This is a genomic window from Bradyrhizobium sacchari (assembly GCF_002068095.1).
Taxonomy (GTDB): Bacteria; Pseudomonadota; Alphaproteobacteria; order Rhizobiales; family Xanthobacteraceae; genus Bradyrhizobium; species Bradyrhizobium sacchari.
This window is the reverse complement of record NZ_LWIG01000059.1, coordinates 85,028-106,752: the sequence shown is the minus strand read 5'-3', so window position 1 is coordinate 106,752 and position 21,725 is coordinate 85,028. Positions and strand designations below refer to the sequence as shown.

The 21,725-nt window shown below is 60.0% G+C and carries 26 protein-coding genes and 1 pseudogene; 13 read left to right on the top strand and 14 right to left on the bottom strand.

All coding sequences use genetic code 11. The annotated features are described in order from the left end of the window. Positions 1 to 273: 273 nt before the first annotated feature. From A5906_RS36340 to A5906_RS36330, 3 genes are all read right to left on the bottom strand, one after another. A complete protein-coding gene (locus A5906_RS36340; protein ID WP_080139955.1) occupies positions 274 to 1,215 on the bottom strand; it encodes a TauD/TfdA family dioxygenase in 942 nt (313 codons plus the stop codon). Positions 1,216 to 1,570: 355 nt separating this feature from the next. Further along, the gene (locus A5906_RS36335) at positions 1,571 to 1,975 is read right to left on the bottom strand and encodes a hypothetical protein (RefSeq protein ID WP_136615743.1); all 405 of its coding nucleotides are present in this window, start codon (positions 1,973 to 1,975) and stop codon (positions 1,571 to 1,573) included. Further along, positions 1,953 to 2,198 carry a hypothetical protein gene (locus A5906_RS36330; protein WP_080139951.1) on the bottom strand — a complete coding sequence of 82 codons (246 nt, stop codon included), beginning with the start codon at positions 2,196 to 2,198 and terminating at the stop codon, positions 1,953 to 1,955. The genes A5906_RS36335 and A5906_RS36330 overlap by 23 nt, the downstream gene beginning before the upstream one ends. 976 nt (positions 2,199 to 3,174) lie before the next feature. On the opposite strand from A5906_RS36330, the gene A5906_RS36325 reads away from it, so the two are divergent. Beyond that, positions 3,175 to 3,474 carry a hypothetical protein gene (locus tag A5906_RS36325; protein ID WP_245327097.1) on the top strand — a complete coding sequence of 100 codons (300 nt, stop codon included), beginning with the start codon at positions 3,175 to 3,177 and terminating at the stop codon, positions 3,472 to 3,474. Positions 3,475 to 3,640: 166 nt separating this feature from the next. Here A5906_RS36325 and A5906_RS46545 read toward each other — a convergent pair whose 3' ends face one another. Next, on the bottom strand, positions 3,641 to 4,270 hold the full coding sequence (locus A5906_RS46545; protein WP_161495479.1) for a transposase: 630 nt from the start codon (positions 4,268 to 4,270) through the stop codon (positions 3,641 to 3,643). Positions 4,271 to 4,978: 708 nt separating this feature from the next. On the opposite strand from A5906_RS46545, the gene A5906_RS36315 reads away from it, so the two are divergent. From A5906_RS36315 to A5906_RS46540, 6 genes and pseudogenes are all read left to right on the top strand, one after another. Further along, positions 4,979 to 5,266 carry a DNA -binding domain-containing protein gene (locus tag A5906_RS36315; protein ID WP_080139945.1) on the top strand — a complete coding sequence of 96 codons (288 nt, stop codon included), beginning with the start codon at positions 4,979 to 4,981 and terminating at the stop codon, positions 5,264 to 5,266. A 165-nt stretch (positions 5,267 to 5,431) separates the two neighbouring features. Next, entirely contained in the window at positions 5,432 to 5,620 is a 189-nt protein-coding gene (locus A5906_RS45680; protein WP_080139943.1) for a transcriptional regulator domain-containing protein, read from the top strand. 76 nt (positions 5,621 to 5,696) lie between these two features. After that, positions 5,697 to 6,209 (top strand): DUF2285 domain-containing protein, encoded by a 513-nt coding sequence (locus A5906_RS36305; protein WP_245327096.1) that lies wholly within the window; start codon positions 5,697 to 5,699, stop codon positions 6,207 to 6,209. A gap of 127 nt (positions 6,210 to 6,336) precedes the next feature. Beyond that, positions 6,337 to 6,615 (top strand): helix-turn-helix transcriptional regulator, encoded by a 279-nt coding sequence (locus A5906_RS36300; RefSeq protein ID WP_080139992.1) that lies wholly within the window; start codon positions 6,337 to 6,339, stop codon positions 6,613 to 6,615. 3 nt (positions 6,616 to 6,618) lie between these two features. After that, complete coding sequence (locus A5906_RS42165) at positions 6,619 to 6,954, top strand: hypothetical protein (RefSeq protein ID WP_136615740.1); 336 nt, start codon at positions 6,619 to 6,621, stop codon at positions 6,952 to 6,954. A 134-nt stretch (positions 6,955 to 7,088) separates the two neighbouring features. After that, a pseudogene (locus A5906_RS46540) lies at positions 7,089 to 7,500 on the top strand (DUF2840 domain-containing protein). 436 nt (positions 7,501 to 7,936) lie between these two features. Here A5906_RS46540 and A5906_RS36290 read toward each other — a convergent pair. From A5906_RS36290 to A5906_RS36245, 10 genes are all read right to left on the bottom strand, one after another. Next, positions 7,937 to 8,884 (bottom strand): LysR family transcriptional regulator, encoded by a 948-nt coding sequence (locus A5906_RS36290; protein ID WP_080139938.1) that lies wholly within the window; start codon positions 8,882 to 8,884, stop codon positions 7,937 to 7,939. Positions 8,885 to 9,268: 384 nt separating this feature from the next. Continuing rightward, complete coding sequence (locus A5906_RS36285; protein ID WP_080139936.1) at positions 9,269 to 9,730, bottom strand: nucleoside/nucleotide kinase family protein; 462 nt, start codon at positions 9,728 to 9,730, stop codon at positions 9,269 to 9,271. Positions 9,731 to 9,734: 4 nt separating this feature from the next. Beyond that, the gene (locus tag A5906_RS36280) at positions 9,735 to 10,469 is read right to left on the bottom strand and encodes a DUF1045 domain-containing protein (protein ID WP_080139934.1); all 735 of its coding nucleotides are present in this window, start codon (positions 10,467 to 10,469) and stop codon (positions 9,735 to 9,737) included. Continuing rightward, a complete protein-coding gene (gene phnL / locus A5906_RS36275; protein ID WP_080139991.1) occupies positions 10,469 to 11,203 on the bottom strand; it encodes a phosphonate C-P lyase system protein PhnL in 735 nt (244 codons plus the stop codon). Before phnL ends, A5906_RS36280 begins: the two co-directional genes overlap by 1 nt. Before the next feature lie 14 nt (positions 11,204 to 11,217). Then, complete coding sequence (gene phnK / locus A5906_RS36270; protein WP_080139931.1) at positions 11,218 to 12,000, bottom strand: phosphonate C-P lyase system protein PhnK; 783 nt, start codon at positions 11,998 to 12,000, stop codon at positions 11,218 to 11,220. After that, positions 11,997 to 12,863 (bottom strand): alpha-D-ribose 1-methylphosphonate 5-phosphate C-P-lyase PhnJ, encoded by an 867-nt coding sequence (locus A5906_RS36265; protein WP_283807751.1) that lies wholly within the window; start codon positions 12,861 to 12,863, stop codon positions 11,997 to 11,999. The genes phnK and A5906_RS36265 overlap by 4 nt, the downstream gene beginning before the upstream one ends. Further along, the gene (locus A5906_RS36260; protein WP_080139929.1) at positions 12,853 to 14,034 is read right to left on the bottom strand and encodes a carbon-phosphorus lyase complex subunit; all 1,182 of its coding nucleotides are present in this window, start codon (positions 14,032 to 14,034) and stop codon (positions 12,853 to 12,855) included. Before A5906_RS36260 ends, A5906_RS36265 begins: the two co-directional genes overlap by 11 nt. Further along, the gene (phnH, locus tag A5906_RS36255; protein ID WP_161495478.1) at positions 14,031 to 14,615 is read right to left on the bottom strand and encodes a phosphonate C-P lyase system protein PhnH; all 585 of its coding nucleotides are present in this window, start codon (positions 14,613 to 14,615) and stop codon (positions 14,031 to 14,033) included. Before phnH ends, A5906_RS36260 begins: the two co-directional genes overlap by 4 nt. A gap of 8 nt (positions 14,616 to 14,623) precedes the next feature. Continuing rightward, on the bottom strand, positions 14,624 to 15,097 hold the full coding sequence (phnG, locus tag A5906_RS36250; protein ID WP_080139925.1) for a phosphonate C-P lyase system protein PhnG: 474 nt from the start codon (positions 15,095 to 15,097) through the stop codon (positions 14,624 to 14,626). A 23-nt stretch (positions 15,098 to 15,120) separates the two neighbouring features. After that, on the bottom strand, positions 15,121 to 16,290 hold the full coding sequence (locus tag A5906_RS36245) for an alpha-D-ribose 1-methylphosphonate 5-triphosphate diphosphatase (protein ID WP_080139924.1): 1,170 nt from the start codon (positions 16,288 to 16,290) through the stop codon (positions 15,121 to 15,123). 133 nt (positions 16,291 to 16,423) lie between these two features. Between A5906_RS36245 and A5906_RS36240 the strand changes: the two genes are divergently transcribed. The 6 genes from A5906_RS36240 to phnF all read left to right on the top strand — a co-directional run bounded on the left by A5906_RS36240 (position 16,424) and on the right by phnF (position 21,693). Next, positions 16,424 to 16,711, top strand: a complete 288-nt coding sequence (locus A5906_RS36240; RefSeq protein ID WP_080139923.1) for a hypothetical protein — start codon at positions 16,424 to 16,426, stop codon at positions 16,709 to 16,711. 388 nt (positions 16,712 to 17,099) lie between these two features. Further along, positions 17,100 to 18,278 (top strand): ABC transporter ATP-binding protein, encoded by a 1,179-nt coding sequence (locus A5906_RS36235; protein WP_080139922.1) that lies wholly within the window; start codon positions 17,100 to 17,102, stop codon positions 18,276 to 18,278. Between the two features lie 155 nt (positions 18,279 to 18,433). After that, positions 18,434 to 19,219, top strand: a complete 786-nt coding sequence (locus A5906_RS36230) for a carbohydrate ABC transporter permease (RefSeq protein WP_245327095.1) — start codon at positions 18,434 to 18,436, stop codon at positions 19,217 to 19,219. Continuing rightward, positions 19,216 to 20,049, top strand: coding sequence for a carbohydrate ABC transporter permease (locus A5906_RS36225; RefSeq protein ID WP_080139920.1), 834 nt, complete (start codon positions 19,216 to 19,218; stop codon positions 20,047 to 20,049). Before A5906_RS36230 ends, A5906_RS36225 begins: the two co-directional genes overlap by 4 nt. 28 nt (positions 20,050 to 20,077) lie before the next feature. Then, positions 20,078 to 20,863, top strand: coding sequence for a glycerophosphodiester phosphodiesterase (locus A5906_RS36220; RefSeq protein WP_080139919.1), 786 nt, complete (start codon positions 20,078 to 20,080; stop codon positions 20,861 to 20,863). Between the two features lie 71 nt (positions 20,864 to 20,934). Beyond that, positions 20,935 to 21,693, top strand: a complete 759-nt coding sequence (gene phnF / locus A5906_RS36215) for a phosphonate metabolism transcriptional regulator PhnF (RefSeq protein ID WP_161495477.1) — start codon at positions 20,935 to 20,937, stop codon at positions 21,691 to 21,693. Positions 21,694 to 21,725 lie beyond the last annotated feature (32 nt).

Sequence of the window (21,725 nt, the reverse complement as noted above, 5' to 3'; positions counted from 1 at the left end):
CTCACGACCGGAGCATTCCTCGAAAGGTCCCGCCACGTCGCGCCGATCGAGACTCAACATCTGCCGCCGAGGACACTCCCCCGCTGTTTAAATGAGTATTGTACCGCTACGAGCAGCCGCTGAACCTGTTTGCGGCCGCTCCGGAACAGTTGTTGCTTTTCAAGTTGAGAGACGCAGCTCAAGTTCACTTTTTTGATTGCGACGGGGAACCTAGCTGCCGAATATTGCACACGGCGATCAAGCCGTAACCGCAGAGTTTCCATCGTGCGTGTCTCAGCCAATGGTGTGACCTGTCTTGGTGGCCGGCGCCTTGGGTCCCGTTATGCGGGTCACGCTGCTCCGACCATCGATGCTGACTGGCACCTCACCGGCCACGGTTGCGCGATGAACGAGACGATGTTGGTCGCCGTAGTCATTCACTGCATAATGTTGTGTAGCGCGATTGTCCCAGATCGCTACATCACCATCCTTCCAAGTCCAACGTACAGTATTTTCGAGCGCGGTGATATGAGACTGAAATAAATCGAACAGCTTCTGGCCAACGTATTTCGGCAGACCAACGAAGTTTTGCACCAGGGCGCCGAGCACGAGCGTGCGTTCGCCAGTCTCCGGATGCACGCGCACAACGGGATGCTCAGTCTGATAGATTGTTTTAGTGAAGACTTCGTCCAAGTGCTTCTTGTCGAGCTCGCTGACGCGGGCAAGTATTGCGTAGTCAAAGGCGTTACTGTGAACGGCCCATAGCCTATCTGCAAGCCGTTGGAGCGGCGGCGCTAGGTCGAGGTAGGCCGAGGCGGTGTTTGACCAGACCGTATCGCCACCGAATGGTGGCATCACAATGCCTCGCAGCACCGCGATCTTAGGGTAGGCATTCACGAAGGTTCCATCAGTGTGCCAGAGATCCGCCCGGCTACCTGCGCGGGTGGAATCAAGTTCGATGATCGACGCTGTTCCCTTGATCGCGCCGAGAGTCGGATGAGGTGCCAACTCTCCGAAACGAATGGCAAAGCGTTCCTGCTCCGCGTCATCGAGGTGGAGCTGGTCGCGAAAGAAGATGACCTTGTGCTCCAACAGCAGCTCATTGATCGAGGCAATCATCTGCTCCGGTAAATCGCCTGACAGCTTGATATTTCGGATTTCTGCGCCGATGCGCCCTGCGCGTTTGATGACATCGGTGCGAGGAATGACATTGTCCGACAAGATCATTGCAGCCACGGCCCCATATTGCGTTGCCCCTGGGTCACACTATTCACTGCGACCACGCAGACCAACGCCGATCGGCCGACCGCTAGCTGGATACTGCATCATCTGTGGGTCGCAGCGAGTGGTTTCCCGCTTGATCTTCACGAGGCTTCGGATTGGTGTCCGCAGGACTGGTGGCCGCAGCGTCCGCTTGATCGAATATTGAACAAATCCGCAAGTTTGATCAATTACTAGCAGTGGTAGTTGACCGCGGCGAAAGCGTTGTACTTCGGTGAGCGTTTGCTCTTGCGTCCGCTGCCGAATTAATAGGAAGTGCGTTCGAAATACACGGTGACAGAGACTTTGTCATCGGGTGGAGGGCAGCCCTTTACGAGCGGCATCCGGAAGACGTCCTTCTCGAGATGAAGGCGGAGCATGAAGATCGGTTGCGATTGTCACCGGAATGGCGCATGAGCGCGTCGCGCACGTCATCCGGTTTGCGGCCCATATCGGCCAGCGGGACGCACTCGTTTTCCACCCGTTCCATCTTCACGGCCATGCCACCCGACAGGCACCCCGCCGAAGGACGAACGATCGATATGCTGCTCACGGGGCGAGCTGCTGGACCGTCCAGCAGGACAAGTTCCGCCGCGTCTTTGCTTGTAAGGTGAAGGAGCGCACTGAACAGAAAGAGATCAAGCAGCTCAGTGTCTTTGCCTTCCAATTGCGCCAGGGTCGCGGAGCAGCGCTGTTCAAAATCAGGCGGCAACTCAGATTTGAGCGCGGGTGCCATATCGCAATGCTTCTGATGCATCGGAGTAATCACCCCACTGTTCGTAGATGTCGAGCCGTTCCATCGCCGATCGGAGCAGCTTTGACAGGTTGACCTGCAAAGCGGCCGTGGGCTTGGTCGAAAATTCGATGCCTGAGATCGGAGCCCCGGTGATACCTTTTCTGACGTTTGTCGTCGATTGGTCGGTCAACTCGGCGGCTTGATCGACGCGATTGTCGCGCATGAGCGGAATCCGTCTGGGAGCGCCAACGATCCGGCGGCAGGAAAGGCCGCCATGCCCGAGGGAATATGTCCCATACGCGGCGCGCTGCAAACCTGAGACACTACGTGATTGGCGTCGCCTGGGGTTCTTCAAAGGCCTCGGTGAGCGCAAGGGCAAGGGCAAGGGCAAGGGCAAGGGCAAGGGCACATATTCACCTTGTCTGACCTCGCGCGGATCGTCGCGGCTGCCTTAATTGCGAAGAACGGCCCGAGCCTTCGCACGGCTTTCGAACTAAAAATCGCTTCGTCCAGTTTTGGAATACAAGGGAGGAGCTCAAATCGAAGCTCATCATCTCGCTTCACAAGGCGATTTCAAAACATCCTGCAGTTGGTTGAATAAAAGCGAGTGAGGACTTGCTGGCGCAGATCAATCAGTTGCGTTTCGAAAACGGCGAGCTTCGTTCAAAGAGTGTGCGCCGTCATTTGAAGGTGACGACGAACTTGCTGACCCGATGAGTTCGTTTCGCATTCACTACCGATACAAAGAGCGGGACCATTCGCGAATGGAGGACGTCGCAGGGGGCGGCTAGCATCGACTGGAGAACTCTATTCGTTCTCCTGCGCCACAGTTTACTACCCGCGCAAAAAAAAATCGTCCCGTCCCTTTTGGCGCCGCGTTGAAAGAGAGGAGGTTCCACCCTAACGCTAGCCAAGAGATAGATATCTTCTCGACGGATCGCGACCTGTACCAGCGAGCTAGCCGGAAGAACCGCCGGCATCCGGCAATGGATCGCGAGCAGTAGGGTTGCCTTGGCTCTACCTTCACAGGCACAACTGATGTTCCAGAATTAACCCGATCTCGCTGCATCAAGCTTAATCCCACAACTCGATTGCAGCGTCACTGCGAAGCGCTACCTTCTAAAGCGCCGGACATTGCCGTTGGTCCGGTCCCCAATGGCGAAGTCGTCGGGCCATTATACTTGGTGCGGTGGCTTCGTTTGATTGTAGAAATCTCGCGCGGGTGTCATGTGAAAAGGCAACAAAAAAGCGAACAACTCGATCTCGTTGAGATGCGTCGGCAACTCACAGCGCTCCGTTCGCAGCACTTGGACAACCTTGCAATTGCGTCGCTATTGAACCGGTTCCTTGTGAAGGTCGCATTCCTCTCCGAGCCGAAAGACCAGGACCACGAGCGATATCTTCGATCTGAGTTTGTGCAGACGCTGAAGAAGGTGGAGGCGATGATCTCGCGCAAGCCAGCCGCAGAGCGATCGGCGCTCACTAAACCATCCGAGTAGCGCTCAGGATTGTATCTCTTTCGTTGCGCTCGCCGCCCGCGGCGACAATGCCGGATGCCGCCGCGAAAGCGTTCTCGTCTGGCGCACTGCGCCTTTGCAGAGGACGTCGCCGCCCTCCGGAGCAGTGGCCCGCTCGTCGTGAAGCCGAATTTCCTGCACCCTGCTTTTAGGAAGTAAGTATTCGATTAGCTGGATGAGAGCCTGCTGCGCGGGATCGGCGTTGCCGGGAGCGAGACATTCCGCAATGTCGAGTGTTTTCGAAGACCTGCCAGACGCCGGATTCGCTCGATGCAGGACGAACACCCGCCCGTCGTCCGCGGCAGAGCGACCATCTGTCGCCATTTGAACTGATAAGGGGTCGTGTCCCCAGTGATGGTGTAGCTCGGTAGAGCGAAGCCGTCCGCACGCGCGCCCTCATATAGCGCCGTCGCGAGCGAGCGGCTTTGCGCAGATTGATGGCGGCGGTCGTCAGGTAGGCCTGGATGTTCATATTCGGTAGACCGCGCCGTATGGCGCGCGCTAGTCCGTGCCAGGTTTTGGTTTCGCCGTGGAAGCCCTCTGAGCGCCAGCAATGGCGTCGATAGAGCCGTCGATCCTGCTTACTCCATCGCTCGCGACGGCGGCGGGCGCGGAGCAGTGCCGGATAATCGTCACCGACAACGACCACTTTGTTAACCCGCCCTTTGGATAGGCAATCGCCCTTGAGCGGACACCGGGCGCAATCCTTCGCCTTCGGGTAAAAGAAACGGCCGTGCTTGATGGGCCGCGCGGGCGCAAGATACGTCCTCGCGGGCACTTCAAGAGGTCGTTCTTGGCGTCGTACCGGAAGCGTCTGAGCGGTACGCAACCCTTGATTGGGTCGGCTTTAGCTGAGATCAGGGCATCGATGCCGCGCCTCTCGAGCGCACCGTAGACTTTAGCGTAGGCATAGCCGGCATCGGCGGTGACCACCTTGATGTCGATGCCTGTAATCGCTTTCAACCTCATCGACTTGCGGCTCGATCATCTCCCCTTCGTTCGTTTGCCCAGTCGTGACCGCGACATCCAAAATGACATCGACCTTGTCATCGATTCCAGGCAACAAGCGCACGAGCTCTCATGGTTAGAGCAGCGATTTAGCAGTCAATAAAACCACTGGCTATATACCTACTATTGTTGTAAGTTTGCGTTGCGATGCCGATTGCTCTCGTTTTGCGCATTGCGTGGACTGGAAGCGAGTGGTCGGCCGTCGTGGACGGATGTCCCTTGTTCATAGACCGCCTCAACGCTGAGCCTCCGTCGCAGGAGAATTTTGCGGCGCCACCGGCGTCCCGTTTTCAGGGTGCCTTACGAATCAGCGGCCGGATGCGCTGTGAGGGAATCAGAAATCGCCGTTTGAGCAGCACCTATGAAGCCGCTGTGACTAATTCGTAGTGGTGGCGCTGATTGAAATGGGGCAAAAGTAAGTCGATCGGACTTGCATGGTTGTTGGAACGCTGCAGTCGATCCACGTGTTGTTGCACACATGAAAAAATCACCTCCCGATCCGACGGTTGCTGACGTTGCCCCGACGGATTCCAAGCTAACGGTGTACGACGAACAGCACCTTGTTATCTATTGGCGCATGCTCGACGCCGACAGCGAGGGGGCAGATTGGCGCGAAGTTGCTCAACTCGTGCTGCATATTGATCCCGAGCGAGAACACGACCGTGCGAGACGCGCGTTCGACACGCATCTGGCCCGCGCAAAATGGATGTCCGAACACGGATACCGTCAGTTGTTGCGAGGCGGGACAGCGAATCCCAATCTTTAGTCTCCCAATTGAGCGGACTATAGAACGACCTTCTCTCCGGCTTTGCAGTTCGATCGTACGCACAACGTGGATCATGATTTCGTACTTCCCGACTCGCTGGCAATTTCGGACAACCGTTGATCATCACGACGATGTGATGCAATCTGTGATGCGACGGAGAGTGAGATGCCTGGCTTGGATTGGAGGTCGTCGGACGCATATGATCGGGCTGTTGATGCAGAAGGGGCCGCCCTGGCCTGGGAATGCCTGCGCCGCAATGCCGACTTCCGACGCGATCAGCAGGATTTGCCGTCCACCTCCTTCAGCGTGACGCCTGTCTTTCGCAAGCGTTGGGGGTTGGTTTTTCGCAGCTGATCCAGGTCAATCCCACCTTGAACAGACCATCTTCTGGGCGCCGGAGGTTCTGCCGACTGTCGTTCCCGTGCGCCCCGTGTTGCTCGCAGACGCGCAGGCTCGCCTCGTTCGCCTGGATTTCAGCGCCTTGAGTCAGGACCAGATCCGGCAAGGTCCGGACGGTTGGCACGCCGTGTTTCACTTGCGCGACGTGGAGCACCGCGTCTGGGTAAAAGAGCCGCCCCTTCTTGCCGCTGCCTATGCGGTCGAGTTTCTGCTCGACCGCGACGTTGATGTCCGAGCGCATGCATGCACGCGCTTGTGGCGCGCCGCAAATGGCAGGCGGCCTGGAGATCCTCTGCGAACCTTGTCGCGGCCGCGCCGGCGCCGCGTGGTTCTGGCCCTGCGCGCAATTGATGCGCAAACCGGGGGAGCGACTTATCGTGAAATCGCCGAAGTCCTGTTTGGCATCGATCGCATCTCCGAAGGCGTTTGGAAGATCCACAGCTTGCGAAGCCGAGTACGCCGCCTCGTCGAATACGGCCGCAAGCTCATTGGCGGCGGCTATCGCAGGTTGCTGCGTCCCCCTTCCCGTAAGACAACGAAATAGCGAGGCGGTGCCGAATTTCTGCCCCTACATCTTTCGGCATCCCCGTCAGCCCATGCATTGCGCCATCATGACCGTCGGCGCGCTGGCCGAACCTGGCCGCGCTCCAGACGATCACGGGGTCTCGCCAATGCCCCATCTGAACGCCGGCTTGCCGCCACGCTACCTCCGCACGCCCGAAGCTGCGCGCTTTCTCGGCCTGTCCAGCCGCACGCTGGAGAAGCACCGCACCTATGGCACCGGCCCGATGTACCGGAAGCTGGGAGGCCGCGTCGTCTACGGGATTGACGACCTGAAGGTCTGGGTGGATCGCGGTGCCAAGACTTCGACCAGCGATCCCGGCAACGGGTTCGTGCTGCCTGCCAAACGGCAGACACCCATTCCCTATGCCGGCAAAGAGCGTCGCTGAGCCATGTCAGACCGTAACCTGTCTCAATATAGCTCACCTCATTCAGCGCGCGACCAGTTCGAGCTGCCTCGCGTGGATCCTGACGATCTGCTGCTCCGTGAGCGGCAAGACCTGAGCACATATCCGTTGCTCACGCTCGCCAGTTTGAGGGAATTTCAGCAACCGTTTTTCGCCTGGAACGATCACGATGACCTCGCCAGCACGCCGGAATATGGCGTGGGCGATCTATGCTGCGGACTTTCTGAACTGGCGGTCTTCGCGGGGATCGCCGCCTCTCGGCGGCAAAGTCGGCAGGATGGCTGCGGCGGTTCGGCAACACCGATGAGCGCTGCTTCATGATGACCTCTCTGCCCAGCCTGGGCTCTGCTGTGCATGCGCCTCGGCTGCCGTGCCCGGCGGTACAGCCCCATCTGTCTCAATCATCTGGAGCGAGCGAACTCACAAACCTCTGACTCTTGTAGCTTGCAACGCGGATCGAGAACCGAATTCGTTTCGGCAAGCCCGCAGCCGAACGGATCATCGTCAGCGCCGCATCCCTTCATTTGCGCCGGCAGCATCTTCGCCTTCGTTCGCTGTTTGTCCAACGACTTCGGGCCAGTCCTGTTACGCATTGATGTGATGCGCGCGGTCGCACCAGGGCCGCGTTTTTCCACCGTCTCCTCGGTAGGCCCGGCGGGGAAGCCTGCTGCCGCTAACTGAGTGCCCGAAGGTCGGCCGCGCGCTCCAGTTGATCGATGCGGTGGAAGCTCTGGGCATCAATCCCGCCGAGCCTGCGCGTGAGTATTGGCATCACGTCGACAACCGCCTCTCCGTCAACGAAGCCCCGTGGGCCTGCACCCGCGCCCCTCGCCAGGTTGGCTCCAGCGTCGAAGGGTAACACTCTGATGGGACGGTTTTCGGCCATTCTAGCCGCCTGTGGTGCCACTCTTCTCGCTCTGGCGTCCCCCAAATACGGAACGCAATTGTACATTGGGAACGCTTCAGCGAGAGTGCCGATCGGCCTCTATCGCCTGCAAGAGACTACACCATTGGACGTTGGGTGAGCTCGTTGCCGTTCTGCCGCCCAACCGTTCGCGGCCTTCCTCGAATTCAACGGCTCTCCAACGGACGACGGTGCTCAAGGGGCAGCATAGAATTAAGAGATCGAGGGAGGGCTCCGGCAGCCGTAGCCGATCCCGAAGCAAGTTGAACGCCTGCCAATCGTCCTTCTTCTCCTCCGCCAGAATACGAGCGCCGTCGCCTGTCGCTTGACATCGTTGCGCTACGCGTTCTGGTGCCCTCGCCAATCAATCGGAGCGTCGGTGTTACAGCGGCAGACAAATCAGGAAGGTGACGGGTATCGTCGTTTCAGCAACTTTAAGAAATTTGCCAGCGCTGGACTTTCGTTCTCTGCTCGCCAGCTCACAGAGAGCCCGATCCGCGTCGAACCAGCGCCGTCCCGGATCTCCCTGTAAACGATATCCTCGGAGTTCGTGCCAAGGGACGATTCGAGTGTGAGTCCAATACGCGGAAAGGCGCCAACAAGGCTTCTTAGAGTTTCTCGCGTCGCATCGTGCCATTCGATTTTGGGTCGATCCTCTAGGCAGAGGAGATTTGCGAGGAGACATTCGTGAATTGCAGGTCCAGGATCTCGCCGACCAAGCAAGAGGGTCTCGCCGCTGAGATCCGTCCACGAAACGGTTTGGCTTTCGGCTAATCGGTGGCCTGCGGGCAAGACTGCCATAATGCGCTCGCTCCAGAGCGGCATCGACCTCGCTCCAGGAAGAGCTCCTTCGCCGGTCACAATGGCGGCGTCCACGGCCTGGTTGCGTAAGGCTGTCGTGAGACGGTCCTTCGAACGTTCAATCATTTGAATATCGACCTGTGGAAATTGCTGCTTGTATTCGACCAACAACGCAAGAAGGCTGCCAGCGCTAATTGACGTATAAAAGCCGATTGCAAGCCGGCCAGACTCACCACGTTCGGTCATCCGTCCTGAGTTTTCCAAGCTGTCGGCCTGTTCCATGATGCTTCTTGCGACGCGCAGGAATGAACGACCAAACTGACTCGCACGGACGCCCCCGCTGTATCGATCGAAGATGCGAGTGCCGACCGCCTTTTCAAGCTGACGAACGCAGCGGCTCACCGTCACTTGTTGAACCTTCAACATTTCGGCGGCCGCTCGAAAACTGCCGTGATCCGCTGCTGCAACGGCGTAACGCAGCTGCTGGAAATGGATTGTACTATTCTTTCTCGGCGTCCTTGGGTTGCGTTTTGTGGCGCGCGCCATCTCTTGCTCATTGTGTGTGTCTTAGATGATCCGGGTTGGTTTGGCCGCACGCCAGCGTGCCGCTCAGGGCACAATCAAGAAAAAACAAACCACTCGCCGCTGCTCGGTCCGATGACGAGCACTGACGGATGGCTGACTGCAACTATCCTATCGGTCTGCCTCACGACCCGGCGAAGCCGGCCGTGCACTTAAACACCGGCTGGCTGGGAGCTCACATGCTTGATGAGTCCGTGAAGCTGGCGTTGGCTTACCTCCTCTTGATCTTGCACGATGTTGTACGCAAACTTTCAGGACCTTTGGGGTCTGAATTAGTACGCGCGTAGCGCATCGATAAACCGATCACCGGCCACGTTCACGGAACCGGCGTTTTCTATGTGCAGCACGTCATTTCCTTGCATCGGCGCCATGTCGCTTCGCTCGAGGCGCCGCTTCAACAGCCGGCTCACTTTCCCGGCGCTCGGATAAGACTTCTGACTGTGCGGTGACATTGACCACACGTAATTCTGGGTGGCGGTTACGAGCCAAGCGCACGATGGTTCGAGAGCCGTCCGCTAGCGCCACAGCGCCGCAATCAAGCTCGTCGTCGCCAACAATGGTAATCCCGTAGAACAGCTCGTGTGGGTGCCAATTCAGAGCCAACATGCCGGCGCTGGCGCGTCGTTGGAATTCTTCTACATCGACGGATCCGTGATCCTCAGCGATGGAACGAAGCCTGGTGATCACCTGGCGGGCGAAATGAAAACAGGGATCTGACTGCAGCTGCATGCGAGCAAAATCGATGAACGTGTACTTGCCCGCGCCGCCGGGGCTAAAATCGAGAACGGGATGGCGGTGTGCAGAAAGCATCAGCTTAGACTGCCTCCTTGAGAAGGGTACGGGTCCTCAAAGCAAACTGCGACCGCACGACGAAATTTGCGCCAGGATGTTCCTGAACAAAGAGAGAAAGAGTATCGATGCTGTAGTCTTCGCAAAGTAGCGTTCCGAAGAACGCATTCAGCTCTTTCTTTACGTCGGCCTGACTTGCAACGGGAACACGATCGGTCAGGGTCATGTGGAAACGAAAACGATCGAATACGTAAGGATAGCCCCATCGCACCAGATGAGTTGTCTCGATCTCATCAAGCGGACCGCGCAGACGCCGTTGAAACTCGTCATGGCAAAGGGGCCCCCGGAACCGATCGAACTCCTTAACGATCTGAGAGGCAAAGCCAACCAAAGTTGGGATCGGATTCATGGGAACCAGAACGAAGAAGCCGCCAAGAAGATCGATCTTCAGGGGGCCGACCGGGCAGGGAAGCCAGCTCCTGACGAACGTACGGAGTGCTCGCTCCAGTTCCTCGACCGAATAGCCCTCTTTCAGATGGAAGGGCGCCTTGAGCGTCGCGTGGAAGCCATAGCGGCTCGCCGCGGTGGTCAGCGCGCGGCGAGCCAAGGTCGTACCACTGGCTGTGATTTCATCGGATGGAGTGAACGAGCCTCCAGCGAACGCGTCCCGCCCAAGCCAGGCTCTCGCCGCCACCGTCAGCGCGTGTTCCGGTGCGGGCGTGTAGTAGATCGCATAGCGCGACGTGGACGACTCGGACATTATGCGACTGCCTCCGCCGTTGCGGTGCGGCGGCGAGACTTGCGAACGGACGAGTGGCCCACCTCAAACAGGCGGTCGGCCACAGCCTCGCGTACCTCCTCATCATGGAAGATGCCGACAATCGCGGTCCCGCGCGCCTTCGCCTCGTTGATCAGCTCGACCACGCTTCGGCGGTTGGCGGAGTCGAGCGAGGCTGTTGGCTCATCGAGAAGCAGAACCGGGTAGTTGACCATAAAGCCGCGAGCGATGTTGACGCGCTGCTGCTCGCCCCCCGAGAAGGTTGCAGGTGCCAGCGACCAGAGTCGCTCGGGAATGCTGAGCCGAGCAAGCAGCGCTTTCGCCTTTGCATGTGCTTCATCTGCCGGAATACCAATGGCGATCGCCGGCTCGGCGACGACGTCAATGGTGACGACGCGGGGGATGACGCGTAGGAATTGGCTGACATACCCCATCGTATGGCGACGCACCTCGAGCACTTCCCAGGGCTCCGCACTCACGAGGTCAATCGACTCGCCGCCGTGTTGCACGATGATCTGCCCGGCGTCCGGCTTGTAGTTGGCGTAAAGCGAGCGCAGCAACGTCGACTTGCCGGCCCCGGAGGGGCCATGCAGACAGACGCACTCTCCCGCGAGGACCTCAAGTGAGACATCCTTGAAGACCTCAATCTCTGCGCCGCCCTGAGTATGAAGCGTAAAGGCCTTGGACAGACCGTCGACGCTAACGAGAATGGTCATAATGGTGTCTTTCATTAGCCTTGTAGTACAGAGGAGACGAGTAATTGCGTATAGGCGTGATGAGGGTCATCGAGCACTTGGTCCGTGAGTCCCTCCTCGATGACTCGCCCGCGCTGCATCACCATCAGCCGGTCAGCGAGGAGACGTGCCACGCCAATATCGTGGGTAACAACAACGACGGCGATGCCGAGCTCTCGGACGAGGCTGCGCAGTAGGTCAAGGAGCTTTGCCTGAACCGAGACATCGAGGCCGCCGGTCGGTTCATCCATCAACACGAGGCGTGGATGAGTGGCTAGCCCCCGTGCAATCTGTAGGCGCTGCTGCATGCCGCCGGAGAAAATCTCGGGCAGATCGTCAATGCGCCGTTTCTCGATATCGACTTTCTGAAGCCATTCCAACGCCGTCGTTCGTAAGGAGCCGTAGTGGCGACCGCCAGCGGCCATTAGAGGCTCGGCGATATTGCCGCCAGCACTGATATCGAGGCGCAATCCGTCGCGCGGGTTTTGGTGAATGAGTGAGACAGTAGTTGGCAGAAATTGCTCGCGCGAGGCTTCGTCCATTGTCCAGAGATCGATGATATGGTCATCGGAGGCGATCAGTACTTTTCCTTCATCTGGCTGGATGCGGCCCGCAAGACAGCGGAGCAGGGTCGACTTGCCGGAGCCGCTCTCTCCGACAATGCCGAGAACCTCGCCCTGGCGCAGCGAGAACGATACTGCGCTGCAAGCAGGAACGCGCCCCCCGAAAGTCTTGGAGAGACGCTCCACCCGAAGAATTTCCCTCGCTCTCGCTTTCATGACTTAGTCCTTTCGCCGCGCTGCTCGGCGCAATAGGCGGTATCTGAGCAAACAAAGGCCCGCCTACCGCCATCATCGAGGAGGATCTCGTCCAGATAGCTATCCTGTGCGCCGCAAAGCGAGCAGCAGGATTCGAAGTGTTGCACGGTAAAAGGATGGTCGACGAAATCGAGACTTTTTACATCAGTGAAAGGCGGGATGGCATGGATACGCCTCTCACGGCCTGCACCGAACAGGGCGAGCGCGCGGCTGCGGTGTAACTTCGGATTGTCGAATTTCGGAATCGGTGACGGCGAGGCGAGGTAGCGCCCATTGACGATGACCGGATAATCGCTCGACATGGCGACGTGGCCGAGCCGGGAAATATCCTCGTACAGTCGCACGTACATCACACCGTATTGGGCGAAGGCGTGGAGTTTCCGCGCGACGACCTCATGCGGGATGAACCGGCGCAAGGGTTCCGGCTGCGGTTGCTGGAAGACGATGATCTGGTCCTCGGTGAGCGCCCGCTCGGGAATGCGATGGCGGGTTTGGATCACAGTCGCCTCTCCGGTGCGCTCCGTTGTGGCGACGCCTGCGACCCTGGCGAAGAAGCGACGAATCGAGATGGCATTGGTGGTATCATCGGCACCCTGGTCGATCACCTTCAGCATGTCCTCGCGGCCGAGGAGGCTCGCGGTGACCTGGAGCCCACCCGTGCCCCAGCCCGGGGGAAGCGGCATCTCGCGGCTGCCGAACGGCACCTGGTAGCCGGGAACGGCCACCGCCTTCAGGATCGCTCGCCGGATCATCCGCTTCGTCATCTCGTCGAGATAAGCGAAGCTGTAAACGCCATGGTCATCGAACGCGAGATCAATCCCCACCGAGCGTCTCCGTGATTGTAGCCGGGTCAGCGGTTTTGAAGCCCGGCTCGGCACGTCGTTTCGCGTAGTCCGCACGCATCTGGCTGAGCAACTGCAGCTCGGCCTGGAAATCGACGTAGTGAGGCAGCTTCAGATGCTGCACCAAGCCGGATGCCGCGACACTGTCGCAATGAGAGAGGACGAATTCGTCATCCTGTGCCGGGTAAGCGACCGTTTCGCCCAGCTCAGCCGATCGCAGCGTCCGGTCGAGCATCGCCATCGAGATCGCTTTGCGTTCGCCATGACCGAGCACGAGGCCATACCCGCGCGTATAACGTGGGGGCACCGAGTCATCTCGGCTGGTCAGATGTACTGTCTGGCATTCGGTCAGACGGACAGCGCCGATGCCGACCGATATGTCGAGTTCGGGGACGGTCAGGACAACCGTAGCGTCACCGTAGCGCAGCTCGGCAATGAAGGGATGGCTGCGCCCATAACCACGCATGGTCGAATAGCAAAGGCCCATCAAAAACCCCTCGTCCCCCCGGGCCAGGCTCTGCAGCCGCTCGTCCCTTCTCGACGGGAACATCACGGGGGCGCGCGTGATGTCGGCGACCTTGCCGTGCGCCTCCGACAGCGCGGGCTCTACGAGGTCGGTCCGCGCGAGCACACCGCAGTCTCTCCTCAATGCGGAGGCCACTGCGTCGGCATCGGCCGCTGTGTTTTCTAACTCGTCTTCCGCTTCGCGCTCGCCGGTGAGATCTGAGAGGTTCTCATGTCCAGCCTCTCCCATCAGAGCAATGTCGAGCATGCGATGGGTGTAGTCGTAGGTCGGCCCGAGGAGCTGGCCGCCTGGCACATCTTTGTGGGTCGTTGCGATTCGGCGCCGCACAATCATCGCAGCCGTATCAATCGGTTCGGCATGACCGAAGCGAGTGAGTGTGGTTCGGAAAGCGCGCAACAGATAGATCGCCTCTACAAGGTCGCCCTCGGCCTGCTTGATAGCGAGCGCCGCAAGCTCCGGATCATAGAGCGAGCCTTCGCTCATCACTCGGTCGACGGCGAGCGACAATTGCTCGCGGATCTGGCCGACGCTTAGATTGGCAATCGCCGGGTCGCCGCGCCGGCGCTTGGCAAGGAGACGGTGCGACGCGGCGATAGCGGCTTCACCGCCCTTAATCGAGGTGATCATGGTACCTCAACATTGGTGGACCGCGGAAGGCCGACGACAGCGCGATCGTCGGTGAGAAAGATGTCAACGCCGAGCGGATAACGTGCGGCGTTCTCGTGCCAGGCCGGCCAGAACCAGTTCGGCAGGCCCAGGGGCGCGAGGCTTGTGGTGGTCTCGATACCGGGTCCAGAGAGACGGACCGTGGACCCGCCGGTGAGCGCGGGCAATTGGAGGATCAGCGTTGTTGACCGGTCCGGGTAAGGGGCATCGCCCGGGTGAAAGCCATTAAGTCCCGGCAGCCAGCCGGCATCTCCGATCAGGGCGATGGCCGCGGCCCTCGGATCGGCAAGCTGCGGCGCGTTTGTATGAAAATGAAGATAGCGCCGCACCCGCTCAGTCGACAGGGCCGGGTCAAGCCAAATCGGGCAATCGGCGTCGGCGAGCGTTAGAGCGATCGCTGCGAGCGGCCCGCCCATCGGCTCCGGCGCTTCCGCAGGGCCGGGAAGCGAGACGGGGGTGCCGGGTCGGGAGAGTGCCCTCAGAAGCCGGCGGAAGGCCGACTGCGAATCGTGAACGGGATCGCGGAAGGCGAGCGGTATCATATCAGCCCTCATTCGCCGGTAACCTCCCGCCCCAGCATGAAGAAATCCACCTTACTCTGTTGAGTCTCGCACCGGACTGCTCCCTCCGCTTCGCGCACGCAACGCTTGAGCGCGGCGATGATCGGGGTGATCGTGCTAGTCCCTTTGACTTGGTCGCGCTGCACCAGCGCGTCGAATAGGGCGGCGAGCGCGGCGTGGCGTTTGTTGCGACCGAGCACATAGGCAATACCGATCTCGCCAGTCTCGATCTGAACCGTGCAGCGAGTCACCGTCGCCTCTCCAAGATTGAAGGCCGCGCCGGTCCGCCCAACTGCCCCTTGGAGCATGGCTGCGCCGTATTCCGGCCGGCGAATCCATTGAAACTTTGGATGGACGATTTCTGCCCAGTGTCGCTCGAGTTCGGTGAGCGGCGCCTTGGCTAGCAAGGTCATCCAACCTTGACGGGTGCATTGCTCGTCGAGAGCGATTTGCGTCGAGGACATATCCACTTCTCTCTCTCCCGGCTTTAGAGCACCTGCCGGCCAACCGTCCAAACCGCGCGGACAATCGGGCCGGCCCGGTCAGCCACGCGAATGAGATCAGCGCGCTTGCCCGGCGCGATCTCGCCCCGATCGGCAAGCCCGAACGTCTCTGCTGGGCGCAAGCTTCCGAGCGCTACCGCCTCCGCAAGAGTCGGCCCGTCGGACTGATCTGCCAGGTGCCAGATCGCGCGCAAAATGCTCGAGGGGATGTAATCGGAGCTAATGATGTCGACGAGCCCGTTCTGCGCCAGCTCCCTCACGGAGACATTGCCGATGTGGGACCGTCCTGCAACGAGGTTGGGACCGCCGACGATAATCGTCATGCCGGCGGCGCGCGCGGCCTTCGCAGCCTCCAGCGTGATCGGGAATTCTGAGATCGCGAGGCCGTATGTCACCGCTTCTGCGATCTGAGCGGCCGTGGTGTCATCATGGCTCGCGAAAGGCAGCCCCCGAGCACGACAGAGCGCCACGAGGCGACGTCTATTTTCTTCGGTGCAGTCCTCTGTGCTGGCGACCGCGGAAATTGCTGCCTCGATTTCCAGCTCGGGCGTATTCTTGCGGCGTTCAAGATAGCGGAACCGGTTCGGGTCCCGCCGCGGTCCGTCATCCATGATTGTCACGAACCGAAGTTCGGAGTGATCGGCATGGGCAAGGAAGAGGTCTACAAGCCTGGGCTCGCGGGCATCGCAACGAAGATGGAGCAGGTGGTCCGCCCTGAGCAGTCCGTGCCGGCGTGCCTCGTCGAGTCCTTCCAGCATTATCGGCAATAGCCGCCGACGTTCCGGATTGCCCATCGCGCCGACTATGAGGGAATCGAACACCGTTGTGGTGCCCGCGGAGCAGAGCTGGATGTCGTGGGCGATCGCAGCGGCGAGGGGATCCCACGTCACGCCGGCACGGGGCAGAATCTGCTTTTCGAGGTGGTCGGTGTGAACGTCGATCAACCCAGGCAGCAGGTGATCGCCGTCGAAGTCAAGCGCGCCCGATGCGGTCGTCTTACCGCTGGTGATGTCGACAATCACCCCATCGATGATCTGAACCGTTCCGTTGAAACACTCCGACCGGGTCACGATCTTCGCATTCGTAAAGACAACTTCGCTAACCTGAGTGGCGTTTTGTCGTCTTGGAGTTGCATAACTTGCCAATTGACCCATCGGTAGAACGCCTCTTTCCTGTCTGTGGACCCGCTAGGTTCTATCAGCTATCAGAGAAGCGACGAGAGACAGCCCAATGACAAATCGTGTGACTTTGACAGACTTGTACCAATCTCTTTCAAAGAAGAGGTCGTTGCATCACATCGGCCCGATGTCGCGCCTCACTGCCGTCTTACGCGACATGCACGGCCTCGCCATCGCCGCCGCGTCCAGCTATATATCCCGTTGCCGCGTGAACAAGTACAAGCGCCCCGAAAGCCGGATCTCGGCGCTCGCGCTCTCGAAGACGGATACGGAATCGCTCGGCCTGTCGCGCGGCCATCCAATGAATCCTGGCGACCAACGTCAATGTCGACGCCGCCGGCACTCCGATCGTGCTATCGAGTATCCGCGCTCCCGCAGCATCTGGAACTGTTGGTGAACCTCGACTGGGCCGTGTCGGCGCTCTCGCCTTTGTTAGGCTCAGGGACGTCGCAGGTCCCGCGCTTTCGAAAAGCGCAAGTCGGCGACAGTGCACCCATTCGGTCTCGGCGAGGTGGTCAACGGCAGCCCTCGTGCGAAGCCGCCCTAACTCGTCATGACCGATGTCCTCTTAACCTTGATGCCGAGCGCGCTGCCCGCCTCGCGATACAAATCCAAGGCGGCCATGTGCAAGCTGGGCCTGTCCTATGGCCGTCGAAATGGGTATGACTCGCGTCGTCGTACCGGTTCTGTCAGCGCGATTTCATCAAGGGCCGATAGAGGTCCTAGGCTGCCTCAGAGACGCCCACCGCGATGGAGGGCCAACCCGGCCCTGGAGAAGTTGGCATATGAGCAACATACACCTCCATCAAATTACCAAATCCTTTGGCCCAACGCCCGTACTTCGGGATGTTTCGCTTGTGATCAAGGACGGGGAGTTCTTGACCCTTTTGGGGCCGTCAGGGTGCGGGAAGTCGACCCTTCTCAGGATCTTGGCGGGGTTGGAGGTGCAGGATAGCGGTTCCGTGTGGATCGGCGAGCGCCCAGTCGATGGCGTGCGACCGAAGCTCCGCGATATAGCCATGGTGTTCCAATCTTACGCGCTTTATCCCCACATGACGGTTGGCGCCAATATGGCCCTGCCGCTGCGCATGCGGCGATTGAATGCTTGGCAAAGGCTGCCGATCCTGGGATGGGTCGTGCCGGGCACCCGGCGCGTGGCGGCCGAGATCGAGGCGGAAGTCAGCCGCACTGCCAAGGCGCTCGACATCGGCCATCTGCTTTCCCGAAAGCCCGGCCAGCTTTCCGGGGGCCAGCGCCAGCGAGTCGCTGTCGGCCGCGCCATGGTCCGCCATCCGGCCGTATTCCTAATGGACGAGCCGCTCAGCAATCTGGACGCTAAGCTCCGTGTCCAGATGCGCGCGGAGATCAAGGACCTCCATCGCCGACTCGGCGTTACCTTCGTCTACGTCACCCACGATCAGGCTGAGGCGATGACGCTCTCTGACCGCGTCGCGGTGATGCTCGAGGGCGAGTTGATCCAGGTTGCCCCGCCCCAGGAGATCTATGCCAACCCCGACGACTGCCGCGTCGCCGAATTCGTCGGAAGCCCGAAGATCAACCTTCTCGATTCGGTGGTACGAGAGCGCGGTTCGGTCGACGCTGTTGGCACCAGATTCCAGCTTCTTTCCGATGCGGAGCCTGGAACGGCGCTCACGCTCGGCATCCGTCCGGAAGCTTTCCACCTCTCCGATGGCGGAGGCGTGAATACTTTGACCGGCGCGGTCCGGCTCATAGAGCACATGGGCTCCGATCTTTTCGTGCACCTCGACCTCGCCGGTCTCGATCATGCACTTATCGTCAGGCTAACAGCCGACCGGGCGCCCCACATCGCGCCCGGGCAAACGCTGCATCTGTCCGTCAAACCCGACCGCGTCCTGGCCTTCAGCCGTGACGGGAAGAGGCTTAGAGCTGCAGGGCCGGCGGAGATGTGCAAGGTCCCCTCGCTCCGGCAGTTCGCACTGTGAGCGCAATCCGTTCCGCGCCGTCAGCGGCGGCGCCGCTACAAACAACTTGCGCGCACTTGCGCCGGCGCCGCCTCGCCGAGGGCATGCTAGCGTGCGCGCTAGCCGGTCCAGCGGTTCTGCTTCTTTTCTCGCTATTCTTCGTACCCGTGATCGCCGTGTTCGTTATCTCGCTTACGGATTGGCAGTTCGGCGCGCCCACTTTCGCATTTGTGGGAATCGCGAACTTCCGCGAGGTGCTTGCCGATGAGGGATTTCGGGCTTCCCTACTCAACACCATCGTTTATGTACTTATCGTCGTGCCCGGCACGGTGATCCTAGGCCTTGCCATTGCAGTGCTGATCGAGAGCGGACGGTCGCTGCGCGCTCTCTACCGTGCCCTTCACTTCCTGCCTTTCATGGCGACGATTGCCGCTATGGCCATCGCGTGGGAAGCGCTGCTCCATCCCACAATCGGGCTCGTCAACCAGACCTTCTTGGCGATGGGGCTGCCCACAGCTAACTGGTTGCGCGACGAGGTAACCGCTTTGCCGGTGCTTGCCATCATTGGCATCTGGCAGAATCTCGGCTTCGCTATGGTCCTCTTCCTCGCTGGCCTCAAGTCGATCCCCCGCGACCTTTACGATGCAGCTGAGATCGACGGCGCCGACCGCTGGCTCGATCGCCTCTGCACCGTCACGCTGCCGATGCTCAATCCGGTCTCGATGTTCGTTGTCATCGTCGTTGCACTCCGTGCCTTCGAGGCCTTCGACACCATCAAGGTGCTGACACAAGGAGGGCCGGGCCACGCCTCGGACGTCCTGCTCTACACCCTCTACCGCGAGAGCTTCGAGTATTTGCGTACTGGCTACGGCGCCTCCGTGGCCGTCATATTCCTCGCTATCGTCGTAGCGTTGACGCTTATTCAAGCCCGCGCCATGGACAAGAGGGTGCACTACCAATGAGCGTTCGCCTCTCACCTACGGCCGCCATCATGCGTCACGGGGTCTTGCTGATCACCGCCGCCGTCGTCCTCGTGCCCTTCGTCTGGATGGTTAGCCTGTCGCTGAAGCCGCCGGGCGAGATCTTCCGCCAACACTTCTCGTTCCTGCCGGAGCAATGGTACGCCGTACAGAACTACAGCAAAGCGCTGACCTCCGCGCCGCTGCCGCGCTACATGGGCAATGGCGTCTTGGTCTGCGCGGCAATCTTGACACTCCAGATCCTAATCTGCGCCCCTTGCGCCTATGCCCTGGCCAAGCTGCGCTTTCGCGGCCGGGATCTGATCTTCGGCTTCGTACTGATCGGACTCCTTCTGCCGCATCAGGTGCTGTCGCTGCCGCTGTTCGTGCTGGGCTATGAGCTTGGCATCCTCAACACCTATGCAGCGCTGATCTTTCCTTTCGTGGTCTCGCCGTTTGGCATCTTCCTCTTCCGCCAGGTATTCAAGACCATTCCCGACGACGTGGTCCATGCCGCCCGGCTCGATGGCCTCTCGGAACTCGGCATCGTCTGGAAGGTGATGGTGCCGATGGCGCTCCCGGCAGTAATAGCATTCTCCATCTTCTCCGTCGTCGGGCACTGGAACGATCTCTTTTGGCCCCTGATCGCAGTGCGCTCCGAAAGCCTAATGCCGCCGCCCCTCGGGATTATCGCATTTGCTAATGAGCAGGCCGGCAACGACTACGGCCCTCTTATGGCCGCCGCCACAATCGTTGTTCTCCCCCTCGTGGTCGCTTTCCTCGCCGCTCAGAAATGGTTCGTCGAAGGAATGACAGGAGGAGCAGTAAAGTGAACATACTAATTTCGGAAAGGTAGAAGCAATGCACGGCACGCAATCGCAATCGGACAGTACATCTGCTGCCAGTTTTTGGGCGCCGCCACTCCAATCGGGGCCTTTGCGGGTCATCGGCCACAGGGGCGCGCCAGAATACGTCCTCGAGAATACCGCCGCGTCCTTCCGCCATGCCCTGACATCGGGTGCGGATGGGGTCGAAACGGACCTGCACTTGACGGCGGATGGAACAATCGTCTGCCTACATGATGAGGACCTGCTGCGCGTAGCCGGTTTTCACGATGCGATCCGCGACCTTGATATTAAGGCCGCGCGGCGTCTCTTTCCGGCTCTGCTTGCCTTTGACGACTTTCTGGAGATGACCTGTGGCAAGCCGGTCATTGTAGACCTGAAACACGCCACTGCCGCCGAGGTCGGCATCTACGTCGGACGCTGCCAAGCCCTCGGGGCCATCAATCGCATCCTCTTTACCGCCTACACGGCCGAGATTGCCGTGGCGGTCCGGCAGCGGGCGGCGCCGTCTACCATTGGCGCCTTCTTTCCGAGCGGTGGCGCCGGCCTCAATGTGGCCGTGTCCGTCGGCGCTCGCTGGATCCGCGTCCTGCCCTCCGACTATGACCGATCGACCATCGATAACATCCGCCGCACCGGTCTTGGGACCATCGCGGTCGCCTCACCGCGATCGAGCTTCCAGACCGCAACGGATATCGATGCGATCGTCGCGATCGCACAACTTGGGATTGACGCCGTTATCACCGACCGACCGGATCTCGCCGAGGATCCGCGCCTCTCATCCGCCGGGTCGCCAGCTTGATGCACGAAGCGGCTGGACGTCATCGGAGTCTTGGCGCAGACTTTCGTAAATTGCAAGCCAGAGACCAAGCGATGATGGTGCGCGACCAGGAACGACCATCGTCCCTCTACGCAAGGCGCGGTGCGACCTCGCTATGGCGGATCGTGGTCGAGACAATCCGCAAGGACATCGCCGGCGGGAAGTATAAGCCCGGCGAGCGCCTGCCGACCGAAACTGAGCTGGCGGCGATCTTCGGCGTTCATCGCAACACTGTCCGGCGCGCATTCGCAGTGCTCAAAGAGCGCGATTATGTGCGCATCGAGCAGGGGCGGGGCACCTTCGTCAAGGAACGCATCGTGCGCCACCGATTGGGCCCCGAGACCCGAATGTCCACGTCGTTGCGTGACATGGACCGGGTCGGCGAGCGCCGATTCGTCCGTTCCGTACGGATCCGCGTCGATAGAGACTTGGCGCGCGATCTTCGCCTACCTCAGGGCCAGTTCGCGCGCAGGGTTGATACATTGAGCGTCGTAGACGGCATCGCGACGTCGGTCGCATCGAGCTATTTCCCGCTGCCCCGCTTTGAGGGAATCGAGACGTTTATTGAACGGACCGGCAGTTTTACCGAATCCTGGAGACAGTTCGGCGTCCTCGACTATCGTCGGTTCGAGACGCGGATTTCCGCCGGTTCACTCTCGCAGGCCGATTCCATTCTGCTTGCGCTGCCGCGCCGGCAACCCGTAATCCTGATTACCAACATCAATGTGGATGGCGAAGGCGTTCCGATCGTGGTCACGAGATCTCGACTGGCCCCGCAACACATGGAATTAGTCATTCGCTTCAGCGAGTGATTCACCGGCCCCAGGCTGACGCGCTCCTGAAG